Genomic DNA, 19,694 nt, shown 5'->3' with positions numbered 1-19,694 from the left:
GTTTTCCTCCTGAAACGTATACCGCGTTCATGCTTTTGCACGTACCGTGAAGAATAGAAACGCAGCGGAATCGATGCGTCCCCCGTATTTCGTCATTCGCGTTTCATGAGGAGTTTTTCGTCACCCGAAAAAGGGTATATGTCGCCAAAACGGTAATGGATGTTTTTCGAAACTAAAGATGCGGTACAATTCAACCTCGGCGAACGAACGTCAGAGCCAGGGAGGGGACATGGCGGTTTCAAAACGGGCGAGCACCGCTGCCCTGATCGCGTGCTGCATCGCATTCGGTTTGTACTGGGGCACAAGCTACATTGGCTTCTCAAACGCTTTGCTCGATCTGCGGCTAACCGCATTCGTCGAAGTTCTAACTCGAGGAATTTTCTGCATCCTCTTCGCCCTGGTGCTCAACAAAACGAAAAAGATTCCGCTCCCCCTTTTTGTTGCGATGCTCGTGCTTCAAATTTTTGCAATCACAGTAAAAACGACTGGCATCGTATCGCAAGGCGTCATGCTGTCGCTTGCGGCAAGCATCTCTTACAGTCTCTACTCGGGATTTCTTATCGTCTGTTCGGCATACTGCCTCTACTCCTTTTCGTCCCATAAATCGATTTACCGCATCGTGCCCATCGGTTTCATCATCTCGTACGCTTACGGCATGCTCGTCGTCGCCACAGACACTCAACCGATTGTGAACGCATTCGCAGGGATTGCGGTTCCGCTCATCATCTATCTCCCAATGCGTCAAAAAGGCTTCTTGTCGCGCATGACGCCGTCAACGCATGTTGGGGCAGGCGGCTTCATCGCAAGGTCGAAAACGTGGGTACGCCAATATACCGAAAACTCTCCATCGTTCTTTTTCCTTGGCGCAATCGCGCTGTTCCTTATTTTGATTGGGGTTTGGTTCAGGATCGGAGCAAATATCGAAGGGTCTCTCTGGCTCCTAACCCCCCAGATTGGCTCTTGGTGCATATTCGCACTTGCAGTTTTCCTTGTAGTGATGGCCGTTACCGACGGCAAGGTTTCCATACGCTCCTTTTCAATCGGAACCCTCGCTGCTTTCTTGGGAGTGCTCATTCTCACTGCATTTTTTTGGAGCGAGGCAACCGATCTCATCCGGAGCTTTTCGAGCATCTGGCTTGCCGCCTTCCAATCGATGCTCTATGTTTCATGCCGCTCATTCGGAAAGACGAACGTCGATCACACAATCGGCTTGGGAGTCTGTCAAGGCGTCGCCTTGGTCATGCTCGCAATCGGAAACGTGATCGGTCTTTTCTTTTTCGAGAACCTCTCCCTCGATAAGTTTTCCTTTATGGCGTTCTCGTTCGTTTTCATGCTTATATTCGTTGTCGCCACCGTTGCCGAGTTCTACCCCCTGCTCAAAAGAACCGAAAGAGCCGAAAAGGCGGCTGCAGATAACTCAAACGGCGCACCCGGATCCGCCTCCGAAAACCAAACCGATAAGGCGCTTGCGTCGCTCTGCGAAAAATATGGAGTAACCGCCCGAGAGCAAGACATTATCGGCCGGTATTCGCGCGGAAGAAGCATTGCGAGCATCGCCGACGATCTCTTCTTGTCAAAAGACACCGTTAAAACGCACGTTAAACGTACGTACGCCAAACTTGACGTCCACAATAAACGAGAACTCCAAGATACAATCGAAGCCGAAAAGAATCGGCTTGAACACGACTAGCTGGAATCAGGCCGATATCCGCAAGCCGTCGTCAAACCGCCTGCAAGATACAAAAGACAGGCCTTAGATCTTGTACATGAACTGAAAAACGTCCTCGCGTTGGATGATCACCTGGACGCCGAGATCTTTGCCCGCCGTCTCGAGGCGCTCCTGCACCGTGTTGAAATCGGCAACCTCGATATCGAGCGTCACGAGCATGGTCATCGAAAAGATATCGTCGAGAATCGTCTGGCTGATGTCATCGATGTTGGCGCCGCACTGAGCGAGCACGTTCGAAACCGCAGCGACGATGCCGCTTCTGTCTTTGCCCAAAACCGATACGACGCACTTCATAGACAACCCTTTCAACACAGCCGAGCATTTCGATTTACTATACCGCATTGTCGCGAATGCGAACACGGGGCTCCCTTGCCGCAACGGCATCTTCAGATGATGGACACCGCCAAGGGGCGCCGCGCGCAGATCGCGCGCACAAGACCGCAACCCAAAAAGCAGCTACATCGTGCGCCTGGGTGCGAAAATGAGGGAAAGCGCTTCGTTGCGCGTCGCCTGGCTGCGCTCGAACGCACCGCGCACGGCGCTTGTCGTCGTATGGGCGCCGGGCTTCTTCACGCCGCGCATGCTCATGCACATGTGCTCGGCTTCAAGCACCACGATCACGCCCTGCGGGTTGAGCTGCTCAACCAGCATGTCGGCGATCTGAGATGTCAGACGCTCCTGAACCTGCGGGCGCTTCGCGTAAGCATCGACCAAACGAGCAAGCTTGGACAAACCGCAAATGCGACCGTTTGCCGCAGGGATGTAGGCCACGTGCGCAAGACCGAAGAACGGAACCAGATGATGCTCGCACATCGAGTAGAACGGGATATCGCGCACCAAGACCATTTCCTCGTGATGCTCGTCGAAAAGCGTCTCGAAGTGCTCGGAAGGGTCCTGGGTCATGCCCGCAAACACCTCTTCGTACATCTTCGCCACGCGCTCCGGCGTCTTCTGCAAACCCTCGCGATCGGGATCCTCCCCGATTCCTTCGAGGATCAATCGTACTCCCTGTTCGATCTTCGCTGCATCCATAGTCGGTTCGCTCGGTTCCTTTCCGTTGTCCTCATTGCACTCGAGCATCATAGCATGCCCGCCACCGCTTCAAGCAACAGCTCCCGCCATGTATCGCGCCAAGCGGATTTGCGGCGACCCCATCGGGCGGAACGGGCAGAGCGAGCGGAACGGGCGGGACGGGCGGGACGGGAACCGGCAGCGCCTCGATCTGCACGTTTTTTGCCAGATTCATACATGTTGGATGTAATCCAGTGCCGGGCAAAACTCGCCGCAAACGCCTCAACAATTCCTGAGCTGGGCAAACGCATTTCTCGCGCTTGCATCGGATGCTTTCGGAGCAGTTGGAAGCATCCCCAATGTATGAATCTGGCAAAAACTGTGCAGTTTGGGCCATCCAGAGCGCGCAAAAAGACCCGGCGAGGGAGGGAAAAGCGCCGGGTCTTTCGCGAGGGGTCGTACGTACCGTCCGATTCGAAAAGCAGCTTCCGAATCGTCGGGCTGTTGCCGCAGCGCCGTCGGGCGCGGCCGGGCTGAGCCGCAGCGCCATCGGGCGCAGCCTGATTGCACCGCAGCGCCGTCGAGCACCGTTGGCCGGTCCCGCAGCATCGCCCAACGCGCCGCAAGGCTGCCGAAACGCGCTGCAGGGAGGTCGCGGCGCTACTGCACTGCGCGCTCGCGCAGCTCGTGGCACGTTCCGCACTGGAACACGCCCTTGTGATGGCACTGAGCGCACCACATCATCGCATCCTTCTGGAGGTTCTTGGAGTGGATGTTGTGGCAATCGGTGCACGTCGGATTCATCGTGTCGTGCTGTTCGTTGCTCGGATAGTCATGGGGGTTCTGGACTTTGCCCTTCTCGTCCTTGAAATCTTGGTTGTCGGCGGTTATCGCCGCCATCTCTTCCATGGTGCCGTGGCAATCAGAGCTTTGACACGTCTCGGCGTCAACAGTGATGACCGTCGGCTTCGATGCGGGCTTGTCCGCGTAGGTCACGCCCTCATGGGCCGTCTTCAGCGCGGATTCTTCGGTATGGCACTGCACGCACTCCAGACCAGCATGCTCGGATGCCTGCGGGATGCCCGTATCGGCCATGCTCTCGGATTCAGTGGTATGGCAGGTCTTGCAATCGATGTCCATCGTCCACTCGACTGCCTGATTGGCCATCGGGTCCTCTTTTTCGGTCTGCTGGGTTTCGCCCTTGGGGGCATCGGACGAGCCTCCCTGCGGCGAGCAGCCGACGACCAATCCCAGGACAACGGTCAGCGCCAGCGTCAGAGCCATGACGGCTATCAGCGCGAGTGCCTTGTTCGTTGGTTTCGTTGTTGCGTTCGTCATCGTCTTCCTATCGTGGTCGAGGTTCGGCCGATCGCGCGATCGGCCGAACCTTCGCTCATTGCACGGATGCCAATCCATCCGCGCAATCGCTTTTTTCTGCAGTACTATTTCTTCTCAGAAGCATCCCACGGCTCGAGGCTGGCGCAGTGGCGTCCGCCGATGCGGCCCCATACCATGTTCTCGGAGTTGTTGCCGCCGGTGATGCCGTAGCTGTGAGCCTGGAAGTTGCCGAAGCTGCCCGCAGCGTACAGACGCGGAATCACGTTGCCCGCAGGATCGAGCACCTGGGCATTGGCGTTCTTCTTCGGGCCGCCGAGCGTCGAGCAGGAACCGGGGTAGATCGAGATGGCGTAGTAAGGTCCTTCTTCGGTGAGCTTGTTGTCTTCGGCAGTGAGCTCGCGATCGAAACGGGCGTCCTTGCCGGCATCGCAAAATGCCTGGTACTCGTCGAAGGTTGCCTTGAGCGTTTCGTAATCCATCCAGTGGTCGAAGTCCTTGATCTTCTTTGCAAGATCTTCGAGCGTATCGCCCTTGAGCACCCAGCCGCGCTCGATCTCGACCTGATTGTCGTCAGACCAGCCGTCCCATGCGCGAATCTCGTCGGGAAGGTCAGTGGTGTAGTTGCCGCACTCGAACCAGCCGCCCTGCTGCGTGCCCATCGGGCCGCCGTCGACGCCTCGCTGGTCGAAGATCTGCCATGAGGGAATGCGGTCGTAATCGTCGATGGCATCGCTGAACGACATGAGCGTATGCCAGCCGTTGTGCGCGGTGCCGCCGGTCTTCGATTCGTTTTGGAAGCGCTTGCCAAGACGGTTCACCGTGAAGAACGCATCGGATTGCGGGCCTGCGAAAATCGCGAAATCGTATTCGGGGTCGCGAGTCCACATAGCGGTCGTGGAGATGACCATGTTCATGTGCCAGAGCTTCGCGCCCACTTCTTCGACCATCTGAATGCCATCGCCGGTGTTGTACTGCCAGCCCTCGAACTTGAAGGGATAGATGCTCAGATAGGTGTTCTTGAGATCCTCGTTGAACTCGAAGCCGCCGGTGCACATGCAAACGCCCTTGCGAGCCTTGACGGTTTTCTCGGTGCCGTTCTCAAGGAACTTAACGCCGACGATTTCCTTGTTCTCGGGGTTCTGGATCAGATGCTCGTCGGTGCAGCCGAACAGCAGCGTGACGGGAAGGCCGAGCTCGTCGCGCTTCGCCTCGAGCTCGTGGAAGGTGGTCATGCCGAAGCCCTCGACACTCGAAACGCCGATGCAACCGGCGTACTTGCCGTCGTCGAGGAACCAGTACTCGGGAATCGTGCCTGCGAGAGCCTGCTCGGCAACCTCGTAGGTCATGCCGTACTTATCGGCGTACTCGGTGTGGCGGCTCGCCTCGGCGATGTAGGCGTCGATCATATCCTCTTCGATCAGGCCATGGCCGAATGCAATGCAGTAATCGCGGAACAGCTTCTCGTCTTTGATAACGGTCCATTCGCCGTTGTTGATGCGGCTGTTGCCGCCGCCCTCGACGGGAGCCTTCTCGAGCACGATGACCTCGGAGCCGCCTTCGTCGGCTGCAACGAGAGAAGACCACATGCCCGCTCCACCGTATCCGATGACAACGACGTCGGTCTCGTAATCCCAAGAGCTCGGCAGCCAATCCCCTGACGGAGCTGCCGCAGAACTTGTACCGCCCGATGCGCAACCGGCCAAAGCGGCGGATCCCGCAAGAGCAGCACCGGCAACGGCAGCGCTCTTCAGGAAATTACGACGAGACAATCCTTCGCTCATAGTTCCTCCTTGAATCAACAGGCCGACTCTTCGTGATCGTCGCTCCCTCGCGACGGCGTCCTCCTCCTTGTTGGACGATCGGCCTGGCAATGCGGGCAATTGTAGGAAGGGTGCGAAAAAGAAGCACCGTATAACGGATGTGATTTTTTACATTTTTATTTTCTTGCCTTTGATCAGGTGTTTTGAAAGTCAATCGGATCAATAATCCGAGTGATTATTTTTTGGAAAGCAGGTAGTATCGTGCGAACGCAGTCGAGGGAAATATGCAACTGATCTGGTAAGTGTTAAGAATGCTGCGTAAACTGGACTCGACTTGCTCTGTACACTTGTATTCAGGAGGGGCATGAACGCACGAGATGGGGAACAAAGCGTCGGCAGGGGATGGCTCGACGTCAAAGGAAGCATCGTTGACTACATGCTCGTGATTATCGGATTCGGGCTGTGCCGCGCTTGGATCGTGTCTTGCTTGTCGGCTTCGGTCGCAAGCTTCGGCCCGCGAACCGATTGGGTGTTTTTGCTGGCAGGAGCCGCCTCGGCTTCGCTGACGGCAATGGCCATGACACGCTTCGTCGGCAGCCTGCCTCGCATGCACGAACGGCTGACCGATGTGATGACGGGGCTTATACTCGGCTCGGCGATATGCATTCCAGCGGCGGCATGGCTCGATTCGCCGACGTTGCTCATGCTCGGACTCATCGTCGGAGGCGCCGGCGCGGGTCTTCTGCAAGTCATCTGGGGCGAGCAGTTCGCCGCCCAAAACCTGTTCTTCTCCCTCGCCTGTGCGCCGGCCGCGGCAATCATCACCGGCATCGTGCTCGCAATGTCGTCAACCGACAATCAGCTGACGTTCGTCGTGCTGCCGATCCTATCGCTTCTCCTTCTCGTCCTCGAATGCAAGCGGTGCAAGATCGAATGGAAGACGGGCCTGCCCGAAGGCGTCGTCGAAGACGATCTCGATGAAGCGGTTATCGCCCCCGATGAGCACGGCGTGCTGCGCGATCGCATGAGGCTTGGGAAGGACTCCGCGAAGCTCCTGGTATCGATCATGGTGTTCTCGTTTCTCATCCGCGCCTTCGACGCCTTTCCCATCGGAGATCTCGACCCCTTCGAGATGGTGGGCGGAAGCGGTTCGTTCAGCCTCGTCATCGTGGGAGCAATCTTTCTCGCCATCTCGTTTTTCATCAAGGACAGGATGAACGTCTCGCTCGTCTACCGCCTTTCGCTGCCCATCATGATAGCCGGACTGATCGCGATGGCGCTGCTGTTCGAGCAGCGCACCTACTTTTCCGTGCTGGCCACCAGCATCGGCTACGAGCTTTTCGACATACTCTCATGGGTTCTGTTCGGCGAAATATCTCGCAGGATCGGGCGCAATGCGGCCCCCTACGTGTTCGGTCTGGGCGTGGCGTTCACGTTCACCGGCATGGCGGCGGGCTACGTGCTCAGCGCCGTGCTGAACCCGCTTGTCGTTTCAGGGGCGGTGCGCATCGGCTCGGTAGCGCTCATCGCAATCCTCTGCCTGGTTGTGATCGCGTTTCTCGTTCTACCCGAAAGCGCGATCGCCTCGATGACGGCCATCAAAATGCCCGGCAAGAAAACCGAAGCGCCCAAACCCGATCCGGCAATCGAGCGCGAACCGACGATTACCCTTGAAGAGAAATGCTCGGGCATCGCCCGAGAATGCGGGCTCACGCCGCGCGAGGAAGAGGTGCTTGCGTTTCTCGCGCGCGGCAGAACGCTTACGATCGTCGCGCGCGATCTTCATATCGCGAAGAACACGGCCCGTACGCATATCGAAAAAATCTACCAGAAGACGGGCATCCACAAGCAACAGGAGCTGATCGATTTCATCGAGGAGTGGGAACCCGAAGAGAATGCGCGAAAGGCTGCGGATGCATAGGATCGACGAGGCTCGGGGCCGCATTCAGCGGCCCCGGCTGATGCGCTGGATCAAACGCAGCCTCTAAATCGCAACCTTCTTGCCGAGCAGCTTGCCGAGCGCCTGCATGGCAAGGTAATCGGGGTTCGGCACCGTCTGCTCTTCCCCCTCGTCGTTTCGCACGGTGATGGTTTCGGGAAGAGCATCGTCGTCGGGAAGCGCATGGGCGCCCTCGATCGCAATGCTCTTGATCTCGTCGCCGATCCTGAGCGACTGCACGACATCGAGGCCTTCGACGACGTTTCCGAACACCGTGAATCTATCGTCGTACTCGGGATGATCGGCAAGCGAGAAGAAGAACTGGCAGCTGCCGCTATCGGGCTTGGTTTTATGGGTGAGCGAAAGAGCGCCCGCAACATGGTGGTTGTTCGGGTTTTCCTTCCATTCGTCTTTGATGACGTAGCCCGGATCGCCCACGCCCGGATGGATGCCGCGCAGCTGTTCGCGCACGGCCATGCGCACCTGCTGGGGCCGAAGCGCCCTTGTGATGGGGCATCCGCCCACCACCACATCACCCTCTTTGCGGCCATGGAAGTTCAAGCCGTCGTAGAAGCCCTTGCATGCCAGTTCGATGAAGTTGCCGGTGGTTGCTGGAGCATCCTTTCCGTTAAGCTGCACGCGGATGGCGCCTTTGTTCGTATCGATGACGGCCATCTCCTCGCCCGACGGAACGTAGCGCGGCGTGTAGAGCGGCTTGGTGATTTGAGCCATGATGATCCTCCCTCAAAGAACCCTTACTCTTGCGAAAGGAACCATAGCCGTCCGCACCGTCCGCCGCATCGGATCGATAATCCTATTTGCGAAACGCCGTAAGCGATACCGTCACTTTTCCGATGCATCCATGCCCTCTTGGGCAATTGCAAGCGCAAGCTCGCGCAGGCGTTCTCGGGTTAGGGGCGTTGGCACGGAGAAGCGCTCGTTGGCCTCGATGGTGCGTGCGAGCATGCGGTACGCATCGGCCTGCTCGCTTTCGGGAGCGTATTGGATGACCGTCTGCTTGTTGAGCTCGCTCGCCTGCACGATGTTGTCGCGAGGGATCACGCCCACAACCGAGGTGCCCAGCTCTTCGGCAAACGTATGCACGAGCTCCACTTCCCCTTCGACGTTGCGGCAATTGCAGATAATGCCGCCCAGACGCGTTCGGCCCGATGCCGCGAACTTGAGGATGCCCGTAGCGATGTTGTTGGCGGCGTATAGCGACATCATCTCGCCGCTCGTAACCAGATATATCTCCTGCGCTTTTCCCTCGCGGATCGGCATGGCGAATCCTCCGCACACCACATCGCCGAGCACATCGTAGAACACGTAGTCGAGGCCCTCGTGGATGATGCCCTGCCGCTCGATGAGCTCGATAGCGCAGATGATGCCCCGCCCTGCGCATCCGACGCCCGGTTCGGGCCCGCCCGATTCGACGCAGGCGATATCGGCAAAGCCCGTGTGCACGATGCCCTCGACAGGCGCGTTGGGCGCGGCGTTGCGCGATTGGGAGCGCACCTTTTCAAGCACGGTTTCCTGAAACAGCTCGCCAGTCAGAAGAGAGGTGCAATCGGCCTTGGGGTCGCACCCCACCACCAAGAGCTTGCGCCCTGCCTCGCCAAGCGCGGCGGCGATGTTCTGGCTCGTGGTCGACTTCCCGATGCCCCCCTTGCCGTAAAACGCTATCTGGCGAAGCGATCGGGCTTCCCCCCGCAAGCCGCTCGCATCTTTTCTTGCGTCGGATTCGTCTTCCATCGTCTTTTCTTCCTTCCAACGGTTCTGCCATCAACGGCATGCGCACCTGAACCTGGCATCGGCGCGCGCCTTCTCGTCTTGCTAAAAGTATCGGGAGATCGAAAGATCCTCAGGCGCCAAAGCCCGTTCTTCGATGTCGCAGAGCGCTTCGACGATGCGCTGCAGAAGCGAGAGAGCGCCTTGGTACCCCGCAATCGGACGCGTGTAGGAAAGCGGGCGATCCACGACGGGAAACCCGATCCGAACGAGCGGTGCGCCCGCCCGCGCGGCAAGCCGCTTGTTGCGCGTATCGCCAAGCACGAGATCGATTGGATGAGCTGCAACGAATTCCTCGACAGCCAGCCGATCGACGCCCGCGAGCACCTCGCACCCATCAGGAAGCGCACCATCGCTGCGAAGGCGCTCCTCGAAATCGGAAGCAGCATCGCCGACCGCAACGCAGCTCGGCACCATGCCCGCATCAACGGCGAACAAGGCCGCCGCTTCCGCAAGATCGGCGTCGCAGCAGATGAGCAACCGCTTGTCGTACAGCTGATCGGCAACCTGCATCAGACAGTCGATCAGCTGCGTCCGCTCGCGGGCGATCCATGCGGGAACGGGGCGGCCCGAAAGCTCCGCGAGCGATCCGATCAGCCGATCGGTCGCCGAAATGCCGATGGGAAGCGGCAGCTCTTCGACCGCCGCATGCGGTGCGGCTTCGCACAAAGCCCGCGAGCTCTCGAAGGTTGCCTCGCACCCGAGCGCCATTCCGCACGAGCACTCGCCGATGCGTTCGATCTCGTCGCGCGGCGTGCCGCCAGGCGCGTAGACCGACGGATCGTCGGGGCTCTTGCGATCGAAGACCCCGCGCACATCGGGAAGCACGGTCACTTCGTCGAACAGCGCTTCCGCATAGCGGACGGCAACATCGACATCGCAGGGGTTCATCCACCCCGGCAGCAGACAGAGGCGCCCGGCATCGCGCGATTGCGCTCCCGAACCCTTCGCAACCTCGACGGCATCGGCCGAGCAGCTGCCGCCGAGCTGGCGGATGAGCGCCGCCACGGTCGCACCGTATCCTGCCAGCTGCGAGCCGGCGTATCCCGGCGTCGAAGCCCAAACCACCGCTTTGCCGACCGGTATCGCAAGCCTGTCAACGATACCGCCCAAGTCGTCTCCGATCGTCTCGGAAAGGCAGGTGGTGTTGATGACCAGCACCTCGGGGTCGTACAGGCGAAACACGTTTTCAACCGCTTCTTCGATTTCGGGCTCGCCCCCGAACATGGCCGCCCGGTCGCGCAGAAGCGTCGAGGGGACATGCACCGTTTTCTGAAAATGCTTGGCAAGCTCCATGCGCTGGAACCGGCAGCATCCCGATGCGCCGTGGGAAAGCGGCAAGCCGCCGTGCACCCCGAACGCAGCATACATGGCGCCGATCGGGGAGCAGGGGTTGAGCGGATCAACGCACAGCGATCTGGTTTTGCCCTCGCTACCCATCGCTCTCACCGCCTTTCATCCACGTCGGCCGCTCGAGCACCCAATGTGAAAGGTCGCGCGCCTGCGAGAGATCGCGCGCGTACCGCTCGAATCCGTCGAAGCCCATGTAGTCGGTTCCCCGTTCGTCTGATAGAAACTTCTCCGAGCGCATGGCGGCGCTCGCATAGCTGAACCGCTCTTCGATGCCTGCAAAGCACAGATCGGGTGCGAGGCGAACGAGAAGATCGCTCACCTGGGTGCGATCGAGCCTCACGCGCAGCCATGAAAACTCGCGCTCCGGGCAATCGATCTCGGGACAACCGGGCAGCCTTCGCACCAATTGGGCGCAATCGAATCCGAAGAGCGCCTTCTCCTCTTCATCGAAGCCGGCAATGCGGGACACGGGCGCATGCACGGTGAACCCCTCTTCGGTGTACACCTCGGTCTCGTAATCTTGGGCGACCATGACGACGTCCATACCGAGCTCGCTTGAAAGCACCGCGAAATCATTGCTTCGGAAAATGTCCTCGAAAACGGCAACGAGCATGTTTTCGAACTCGGCTCGGCATCGCGCGCGCACGGGCTCGATGCGAGCGCACTCCGCGCGCAGAACCTCTTCGGTCCTCTGCGTCAGATCCGCATCGCCGAAATGCGCGGCCATCGAGCGCAGCGATGCCGCGATGTTTCCGATGCCCGTCAGGCTCACGCGCATGAACCCCGCCCCGTAGCGCTCTTGGTAGAGCTGAGGCACCGCATCTATCGCCTTCCCGGAATCGAGAACCACAAGCTTCGCTTTGTGGCTGCGCGCGATATCGCGATACGTCGTTATCCCCATAAGCGAGCACACCACGTCGTAGCCGATGCGATCGAAAAGGTCTTTCATCTCGCGTGCGCGATCGTCGCCGCACGCTTCGCTCATGAAATGGATGGGAAACTCGCCCGCACTCCCATCTTCGCGACCGACCCAATTGTCGAGGATCTGCCTTCCCCCGTGCAGCCATCCCGGTTCGCTTTTGAACCCCTCGCATGAGAGCGGCAGGATATCGACGCCGTGCCTCTCGGCGGCATCGCGTGCCACCTGCCTGATATCATCGCCGATCAGCCCTACGGGACACGTAGCGCAGATCGCGATGGCTTCTGGAGCGTAGCGCTCCACCGCTTCGTCGATGGAATCGGCAAGCTTGCCCTCGCCCCCGAAAATGACATCCGTCTCGTCCATGTGCGTCGAAAACGTGCGAGCGATGTGCCGAGGACGCGGCGCACCGTTCGGTCCGCGATATCCGTTGATCCCGGAAAAATAAGCGCACCCGACCGGACCGTGGGTGATCAGCAGCACATCTTCGATGCCGCTCATCATCAACCCGCGGCATGCCATGTACGAACAGCCGCCCCCGTAGAATACGCCGGGAATGGCCATGAGCCGCCTTGCCTGGCAAGACGGCTCGCAGTTTTCCTGTATGGCCTCTGCTTCCATGGCTCGGTAAAGTTAGTTGAAGCTGAGCTGGTTCTGGTTCAGAAGCGATTCAACCTGCTCGTCGCTCAGATCCATCTTGTAGAACAGCTTGTAGAAGTCCTTCGTCTCCTGATTGATATCGATGTCGATATCGGGATAGCACACGGTCGCGAACCACTGGATACCCATGAGGCGCATGACGTTCGGCGGACGGTCGAACCAGTTGAAAGGCACGGCGGGCGTCGTGTAGACTTCGCCGTCTTTCACGGCCTGGATATCGGCCCACTGCGGGTTGCTCGTTATGTCGTCAGCGAGCACGAATCCCGAATGGCACAAAATGAGCTCGGGATCCCACGCGATAACCTGCTCGATGGAAACCTCGGTACGACCCTGTCCCGATTTCATCTCCACATCGGCAACGTTGGTTACCTTGCAGTAGTCGAGCACTTCGGTGTGAGACGACCCGGCAGGATCGGTGGCGAGTCCGTCGGAATTCTCGGCATAGTACACTCTCGGGCGCTCGGAATCGGGAATGGCGTCTATCTTCTCGACCACATCGGCGAGCTTCGTCTCGTAGTACGTGGCAAGCTCTTCGCCGCGCTCGGCTTCGCCGATCCAATCGCCCAGCGTACGGTACACTTCGGCGGTACGCTCAAGCGCGCTCGACGCGCAGACGACCGGGATGCCTGTTTCCTTCTGGATCTGATCGGGCACATCATCATTGCCGAGAGAGCCGTCGGTGCCCACATAGATGATGATATCGGGATCGAGCGTGATGATATCTTCCATGTTGGCCGTAACCTGCTGGCCCATCCAACCGCCGATAACGGGCATGGAGGCCAGGTTCTCGGGCAAGTATTCCATGGCGGCAGCAGACGGCTCGTTCACCCAGCCGATGATCTTCTCGGGCGAAAGCGTGGCAACCATCGCCTCACCGGTCGGAACGGCGCAGTACACGGAATTCACTTCGGTTGGAATGGTAACCGTGCGACCCGCCATATCGGTGATCTCGCGCTCGGTCGCTTGCGGCTCTGCCTGCTGTTGCTGTTCATCCTTGTTTTCGGCGGGCTTCTGCTCGGTCGTACCACTCGAGCATCCCGCAACGAGCGGAAGCGCGAGCATGCAAGCCATGAGCAGCGCTGCTATCTTGCGTTTCATATGGTTCCTTTCATCTCTCCCTTTGTTGGCACCTGCGCGCGGTCTGAAACAATGCGCGCCGTCCGCCGCCGCCGCATCGCGACGACCCGACGGACTTTATGCACACACCGCCACATGCTTCTGCGACGATGGAATGCCCCTCATACGATCGCGGATGCCATCCGCGCCGTCTCCTGCTGCGGCGAATTCGACGATGGGGATGCACCCCTTGAGCGTTCCGCACTTGCAGGTATGCTCTTTGACGATACGCACGTCGACGCCGTACGTTTCCTTGAGCGAGTCTTCGGTAACCACCTCATCGGGCGTGCCGAAGCGCACCCATTCGCGCGTGATGAGCCCCACCTTCGTGGCGCAGAGAAACGCATGGTCGGGAAAATGCGTCGTCATGATGACCGAAATGCCCTCCTTCACCAGTTGCGAGATCTGGCGGAGCACCCTCACCTGGTTGCCGTAATCGAGGCTCGCAGTCGGCTCGTCCATGACGAGCACCTCAGGCTCCTGCGCAAGCGAGCGCGCAATGAGCACCATCTGCCGTTCGCCACCGCTGATCTGCGTGTAAAGCTTGTCAGCCAAATGGCTTATCCCCAACCGCTCCAGGCACTCGTACGCCTTATCGGTATCGCGATTTGACGGCGAGGCGATCGGGCTGATACGGGAAAGCCTGCCCATCGTTACCACGTCGATCACGGGATAGGCGAACGGCGGCGTGTGGTTCTGCGGAACATAGCCGATCTTCTGCGCAAGCGTGCGTGACGACCACGTGGATATGTCGTCCCCGTCGAGCGTGATCTTGCCGCTGAACGGCTTCAAGAACCCGAGCATGCTGCGAAACAGCGTGGTCTTCCCCACGCCGTTCGGACCGAGCAGGCACAGAGCCTCGCCCGCACCAATCGAGAACGACACGTCAGACAGTATCGTTGTATCCTTGTACCCGCAGGTCACACCATCAAGAGCAAATTCCCTCATGTCCACGTCTTCCTTCCCCGCGTCAACAGATAGATGAAGAACGGCGCACCGATGATTGCCGTGAGCACGCTCAAGGGCAGTTCGATGGCAAACAGGCATCGGCACAGATCGTCGATGATGAGAATGTAGAGGGCGCCGAGCAGAAGAGAGGCCGGCAGCAGCACCTTGTGGTTGGGGCCCACGATCATGCGAGCGAGGTGCGGGATCACGAGGCCGACCCAGCCCACCATACCCGCCGCCGCAACCGAAGCGGCCGTAACGAGCGTGGCGCAGAAGATGAACAGCCCGCGGATGAACTTCGTGTTGACGCCGAGAGCGCGCGCTTCTTCGTCTCCGAACGAAAGCGCATTGAGCTGGTTGCGGAACAAAAGCATCGGCACGATGCCCACGACAACGGGAACGAGCAGCATGGGCAGATCTTCGATCCGCATCGACGAAAGGCCGCCCATGAGCCAATAGGTGATCGAGGGAAGCTTGTCGTCGGGGTCGGCAACGTACTTGGTCATCGTGATGAACGCCTGAAACAAAGCCGTGACCACCATGCCGGTTAGCACGAGCGTAAGCGTCATCGATTCGCCCTTGCTCACCGCCGTGCTGACGAAGTACGTAAGCAGCACGGCAACAATGCCGCATACGAAGGCGGAGAGCTGAACCACATACATGTTGCCGCCCATGAGCAGTGCGAACGATGCGCCGAACCCGGCACCCGCCGAAGCACCGAGCAAATCGGGCGAAACCATAGGATTCTTGAACAGGCCCTGGTAGCTGGCACCTGCAGCCGCAAGCGCAGCGCCGATGACAAGGGCGGCTATCACACGGGGGAACCGCACCTGGGTGACGACAGTGATATGCGTGGACTCGGGAAACGTCTGCATGCCGAACATCTGATTGGCTGCCACCTTGAGCACGTCGAGCACGGTCATATCGTAGCGGCCGAGCGTAAACGATACGAGCACGGCAGCAACGAGCACAACCACCAAAACGGTGATGATCGGAAGGGCCTTTCGGCCGCCCGCTTTCCCCAAGCGCTTTCCCTCAAGCTTCAAACGTATGATCCCCCTGCTTTTCGAAGCACCCTGTACCCGAAGGACAGGTTCCCGCCTGCATCGGCAAACTATCTTTGTATTAGAATAATATATCTTGATGAGTATAATATTTCAAGATGAATTATTCTCAAACTTGGAGTATCCTTGCTAGAAAGCGAGAGGATTTTGCTCTGCGGGATGTAAAGGAGGACCTGTGGGAGAAAAGATTATGGACGGCTTTCCCTCGAAGGAAGAAGCGCTTGCCGATTTCTTCAAGGCATGGGAACCGGTGCAGGAAACCGAACTCGTCTCACTCGACGAATCGGTCGGTCGCGTGCTGGCGCGCGATATGGTTTCGACCAACACGTTGCCCGTCGTGCGCTCATCGTCGTTCGACGGCATCGCCGTGAAATCGGCTGCGTTCGCAAACGGGCTGCCCGACACGAGCACCTGGAAACGCGGCGTCGATTATGTGCGCGCCGACACCGGCGACGATTTCCCCGACGAGTTCGATGCCGTCATCATGATCGAGAAGGCGGCCATTCAGCCCGACGGGTCGGTCGTTCTCGACGACGATGTGAAGATCGAGGCGGGGTCGGGCGTAAACCCCTCCGGCGCAACGCTTAAGGCGGGAGTGCCCTTGCTTTCCGCAGGCAGCGTCATCCGCCCCACCGACCTGGCGGCCCTCTGCATGGGAGGCGCCACCATGGTGCCGGTGCGCCGCAAGCCGCGCATCGCGTTCATCCCCACGGGAAGCGAGCTTGTGTGCGCGGGCATCAAACCGCGCCGCGGTCAGAACGTCGATACGAACAGTCTCATGGTCAAGCACATGCTCATCGAATTCGGTGCCGAGCCGATCGTATTCCCCATCGTCCACGACGATCCCGCCGAGCTCGAGCGCGCGTTCGAAGAAGCGCTTGCCGTCGCCGACGCCGTCGTCATCAACGGCGGCTCCGCAATCGGCGAGGAAGATTTCAACGTGCGCATGATCGAGAAACGCGGGAGCGTGATACGCCACTACATCGCAGCCGTGCCCGGACGACCGCTCATGATGGCGGTTGCCGACGGCAAGCCGGTCGTCGACCTGCCCGGACCCACGCTTGCCGCCTATTACGGGACCGAGTGGTGCCTGCAGGCGATCACCGCGCGCATCCTCGGCATACCCGTGCACAAGCGCCCGACGGTCATGGCGAAGGCCGCAGCCACCTCGGGAAGCGTGCCGAAGATGGCGAACATCGGCCGCTGCGACCTGCTGCGCACCGCCGACGGCTACGAAGTGCGCTTCCATAACTTCAAGGCGGGAGAGCTGGCCGAGTGCATGGCGTCGAACGCCCAGCGCATCTCCCCCATCGGCGAAGCCGGGTGGCAAGAAGGCGATCTGCTCGAAGTGGAGCTGCTGCGCGGTGAGGAATTCTTCGAGGAAGTGTAAGAGGCACGGGCGCAGGGGCAGCACTCTTCGCGATTGGATGCAGGGGATGGCGATCGTCCGTCATCCCCTCTCTCTGCGCATCGTACTCCACAACGAATGATGCGCCCCGATCGCTCACCGCAAACGAATCCCCAACCCCCTCATCACGCGCCGAGCGAATTCCAAAGGGCGATGGTGGCGTAGCTGCGCCAGGGACGCCACTTCTCGGCAAGGCGCAGGCGCTCGGCAGGCGAGAAATCAGGCAGCGCGTGCTTGATGCCCGCATCGGTTTCCATAAAGGCATCGGGGTAGCTCAAGATGCGCATCGCCATGTAGTTGGCCGACCACGGGCCGATGCCCTTAACCGCAAGCAGCCGTTCCATCTGCTCGGACACGATCGCCCCCGAGCCGAAATCGAGCTCGCCTTCCGCAAGGAGCCGCGCGATCTCGGCGATGGTGCGCGAGCGCGTCCTGATTACCCCCAGTTCGCCGAACGCATCCTCTATCGAGTTGAGCGCGAGGACTTCCTCAGGCGCGGGAAACGCATGGGTCAGCCCCCCGATGTCCGTGTCGATCGGAGCGCCGTACGTTTCGACGATGCGAGCCGCAAGCTTGTTCGCCGCCGCCACCGTCACCTGCTGCCCGAGAATCGCACGAACCGCCGTTTCGAACCCGTCGAAACAACCGGGAAGCCGCGTGCCCGGCACAGCCGCCCCAGACACAGCCTCGTCAAGCGAAGCGATCCCCTTGTACACCGCGCAAGGATCGCAATCCGTATCGAACTGACGGCGCAAACGAGCCATGATCTGCGATGTAGCAGGAAGAAGCGATTCACTCATGGTCACGGCAAGCGCGTTGCGATCGGCATCGTTCGATACGCGCACCCAACCTGTGACCGCATCGCCTTCACCGGAGAAAATGCGCACCGTCCTGGCATAGAAATCGTCCCCGACCACCTCGACTCCGTCGAGCGCACGCAGGCGGAAGAAGCCGAGAAGGTCGTCGAAGCGATAAGGAGGACGATAACCGAGTCTCATGACGATGGCTCCTTCGAAACGCGCCTGCCTGTTTCCGCGCTTGCGCAAGTCGCTCGGCGTCAACCGATAATTCTGTTTGAACACGTCGTTGAAGCGGCGCACGCTGCCGAAGCCCGAAGCTACGGCAACCTGCGAGATGGGAAGATCGGTATCGGCTAAAAGCGATTTCGCCAACTGCAAGCGACATGTTTGAAGATACTGCAAAGGGGTCACATCGAACTCTCGCTCGAACGCCCGCCGCAGATGGCGCCCCGTGTACCCGAGGCGGGCGGCAAGCCGCTCCATGCCCTCCCCGCTCGTGCAGTTCTCCTTCAAGAGCCGAGCGGTTCGCTGCGCGAGATTCGCATACGCATCGACGCTCGAATTGCCGGGAGCGAGCTCGGGTCGGCAAACCAAGCAAGGGCGGTAGCCCGCCTTCTCCGCTTCGGCGGACGTTTCGTAAAACGTGCAGTTTTCGAACTTCGGCATATAGGGGCATACGGGCCTGCAGTAGATGCCCGTCGAAGACACGCCCACGAAGACCTGCCCGTCGAAGCGGGCGTCTTTCGACTCGAAAGCTTTGTAGAGGGCTCGTTTGCGGGATTCTTCGCTACCCGAGCTCTTCGCTTCGCCTAACACGGCGTTTCGCCCTGACGCAACCTCGCCCTTGCATATGCTTGCCGCACCCATACGTTTCTCCTATCGCGTTTGGGCAGATTCTACACTGCCGGCACTGCGGTAGCTAGCTGCTTTCGGACATCGAACCGTTCGCGCAAGCCCGTCGCCGGGCTTCGGACGCGTAGCTTCTCGGCTATATGCAGGCAGCATCGTTTCGCTCGGCCGCCAAAGCGCAATCGACATGGACTCGCAAGACCCCCGATGAAAAACCGGACATTCGAGCGTTCAGGCAGGAGCATGCCGGCTTCGGTTGTCAGCGAAAGCAAACCGCTCTGTTACCCCTTTGCATGTCCCAAAACAGCTAGCTCAGCGCGCTCCATCCTCTAGAATAGGAAAAACGCGAACGCGAAAGGATCGACGAACATGACCAAGGTAAGCAACAGCGCAACCTATTTTTCCCGCGACTACGAATCGCCCATAGGCGGCATAACCCTTTGCAGCAACGGAACCGGCCTTTGCGGCCTTTGGATGAGCGGGCAGAAATACTTCGGAGGTACGATACCCGGCGAAATGACTCCAGACGACGGAACGGCAGCAGCGGTTTTAGATGACGCATGCGAATGGCTCGACGAGTACTTCACTGGAAAACGCCCCGAAATCAGGCGGCTTCCGCTTGCACCCATCGGCAGTGATTTTCGCCAAGCCGTCTGGCGCGTTCTCACGGAGATACCCTACGGCGAGACCATAACGTACGGCGAGATCGGCCGTCTGGTGGCCCAACGGCAGGGAAAGAAGACCATGGCGAGCCTCGCCGTGGGCGGCGCCGTCGGACACAACCCCATAAGCATCATCGTCCCCTGCCATCGGGTCGTCGGAGCCGATGGCAGCCTCACGGGATTCGCAGGCGGTCTCGATAAGAAGATCTGGCTGCTCGAACACGAGGGCGTCGACATGAGCCGCCTCTACCGCCCCGCCAAAGGCACTGCGCTGTAGCCATCAGCCATCCGCCCGCGCCTCCCTGCCGCGCATTCCGGAATGCGCAATTCGGGAATGCGCGGGGATTGGC

General features: G+C 59.6%; 16 protein-coding genes. 4 read left to right on the top strand and 12 right to left on the bottom strand.

Annotation, left to right across the window (positions count from 1 at the left end; genetic code table 11):
- Positions 1 to 229 precede the first annotated feature (229 nt).
- Positions 230 to 1,690 carry a helix-turn-helix transcriptional regulator gene (locus C1719_RS01195; RefSeq protein WP_180963407.1) on the top strand — a complete coding sequence of 487 codons (1,461 nt, stop codon included), beginning with the start codon at positions 230 to 232 and terminating at the stop codon, positions 1,688 to 1,690.
- Positions 1,691 to 1,753: 63 nt separating this feature from the next.
- Here the strand turns inward: C1719_RS01195 and C1719_RS01190 are convergent, their stop codons facing one another.
- The 4 genes from C1719_RS01190 to C1719_RS01175 all read right to left on the bottom strand — a co-directional run bounded on the left by C1719_RS01190 (position 1,754) and on the right by C1719_RS01175 (position 5,859).
- The gene (locus C1719_RS01190) at positions 1,754 to 2,023 is read right to left on the bottom strand and encodes an ACT domain-containing protein (RefSeq protein WP_102373430.1); all 270 of its coding nucleotides are present in this window, start codon (positions 2,021 to 2,023) and stop codon (positions 1,754 to 1,756) included.
- A 162-nt stretch (positions 2,024 to 2,185) separates the two neighbouring features.
- Positions 2,186 to 2,761, bottom strand: a complete 576-nt coding sequence (gene folE / locus C1719_RS01185) for a GTP cyclohydrolase I FolE (protein WP_219717775.1) — start codon at positions 2,759 to 2,761, stop codon at positions 2,186 to 2,188.
- A gap of 639 nt (positions 2,762 to 3,400) precedes the next feature.
- Positions 3,401 to 4,078 carry a cytochrome c3 family protein gene (locus C1719_RS01180; RefSeq protein ID WP_102373940.1) on the bottom strand — a complete coding sequence of 226 codons (678 nt, stop codon included), beginning with the start codon at positions 4,076 to 4,078 and terminating at the stop codon, positions 3,401 to 3,403.
- 104 nt (positions 4,079 to 4,182) lie between these two features.
- Complete coding sequence (locus C1719_RS01175; RefSeq protein ID WP_102373429.1) at positions 4,183 to 5,859, bottom strand: FAD-dependent oxidoreductase; 1,677 nt, start codon at positions 5,857 to 5,859, stop codon at positions 4,183 to 4,185.
- Positions 5,860 to 6,202: 343 nt separating this feature from the next.
- Between C1719_RS01175 and C1719_RS01170 the strand changes: the two genes are divergently transcribed.
- The gene (locus C1719_RS01170; RefSeq protein ID WP_102373428.1) at positions 6,203 to 7,759 is read left to right on the top strand and encodes a helix-turn-helix transcriptional regulator; all 1,557 of its coding nucleotides are present in this window, start codon (positions 6,203 to 6,205) and stop codon (positions 7,757 to 7,759) included.
- Between the two features lie 63 nt (positions 7,760 to 7,822).
- Here the strand turns inward: C1719_RS01170 and C1719_RS01165 are convergent, their stop codons facing one another.
- The 7 genes from C1719_RS01165 to C1719_RS01135 all read right to left on the bottom strand — a co-directional run bounded on the left by C1719_RS01165 (position 7,823) and on the right by C1719_RS01135 (position 15,607).
- The gene (locus C1719_RS01165) at positions 7,823 to 8,509 is read right to left on the bottom strand and encodes a peptidylprolyl isomerase (RefSeq protein ID WP_102373427.1); all 687 of its coding nucleotides are present in this window, start codon (positions 8,507 to 8,509) and stop codon (positions 7,823 to 7,825) included.
- A 111-nt stretch (positions 8,510 to 8,620) separates the two neighbouring features.
- Positions 8,621 to 9,529, bottom strand: a complete 909-nt coding sequence (nifH, locus tag C1719_RS01160) for a nitrogenase iron protein (protein WP_102373426.1) — start codon at positions 9,527 to 9,529, stop codon at positions 8,621 to 8,623.
- Positions 9,530 to 9,610: 81 nt separating this feature from the next.
- Positions 9,611 to 11,005, bottom strand: coding sequence for a nitrogenase component 1 (locus tag C1719_RS01155; RefSeq protein ID WP_102373425.1), 1,395 nt, complete (start codon positions 11,003 to 11,005; stop codon positions 9,611 to 9,613).
- Positions 10,998 to 12,401, bottom strand: a complete 1,404-nt coding sequence (locus C1719_RS01150) for a nitrogenase component 1 (RefSeq protein ID WP_245874236.1) — start codon at positions 12,399 to 12,401, stop codon at positions 10,998 to 11,000. The genes C1719_RS01155 and C1719_RS01150 overlap by 8 nt, the downstream gene beginning before the upstream one ends.
- Before the next feature lie 69 nt (positions 12,402 to 12,470).
- Positions 12,471 to 13,595 carry an ABC transporter substrate-binding protein gene (locus C1719_RS01145; protein ID WP_102373423.1) on the bottom strand — a complete coding sequence of 375 codons (1,125 nt, stop codon included), beginning with the start codon at positions 13,593 to 13,595 and terminating at the stop codon, positions 12,471 to 12,473.
- Between the two features lie 96 nt (positions 13,596 to 13,691).
- Positions 13,692 to 14,561, bottom strand: a complete 870-nt coding sequence (locus C1719_RS01140) for an ABC transporter ATP-binding protein (RefSeq protein WP_102373422.1) — start codon at positions 14,559 to 14,561, stop codon at positions 13,692 to 13,694.
- Positions 14,558 to 15,607 (bottom strand): FecCD family ABC transporter permease, encoded by a 1,050-nt coding sequence (locus C1719_RS01135; protein WP_245874235.1) that lies wholly within the window; start codon positions 15,605 to 15,607, stop codon positions 14,558 to 14,560. Before C1719_RS01135 ends, C1719_RS01140 begins: the two co-directional genes overlap by 4 nt.
- A 193-nt stretch (positions 15,608 to 15,800) precedes the next feature.
- Between C1719_RS01135 and C1719_RS01130 the strand changes: the two genes are divergently transcribed.
- A complete protein-coding gene (locus tag C1719_RS01130; protein ID WP_180963406.1) occupies positions 15,801 to 17,015 on the top strand; it encodes a molybdopterin molybdotransferase MoeA in 1,215 nt (404 codons plus the stop codon).
- Between the two features lie 143 nt (positions 17,016 to 17,158).
- Here the strand turns inward: C1719_RS01130 and C1719_RS01125 are convergent, their stop codons facing one another.
- A complete protein-coding gene (locus C1719_RS01125; protein WP_102373420.1) occupies positions 17,159 to 18,700 on the bottom strand; it encodes an AlkA N-terminal domain-containing protein in 1,542 nt (513 codons plus the stop codon).
- A 351-nt stretch (positions 18,701 to 19,051) separates the two neighbouring features.
- Between C1719_RS01125 and C1719_RS01120 the strand changes: the two genes are divergently transcribed.
- Complete coding sequence (locus C1719_RS01120; RefSeq protein WP_102373419.1) at positions 19,052 to 19,621, top strand: methylated-DNA--[protein]-cysteine S-methyltransferase; 570 nt, start codon at positions 19,052 to 19,054, stop codon at positions 19,619 to 19,621.
- Positions 19,622 to 19,694 lie beyond the last annotated feature (73 nt).

This window comes from Raoultibacter massiliensis (genome assembly GCF_900199545.1).
GTDB lineage: Bacteria > Actinomycetota > Coriobacteriia > Coriobacteriales > Eggerthellaceae > Raoultibacter > Raoultibacter massiliensis.
The sequence above is the reverse complement of the archived record's forward strand: the minus strand, read 5'-3'. Positions and strand labels throughout refer to the sequence as shown.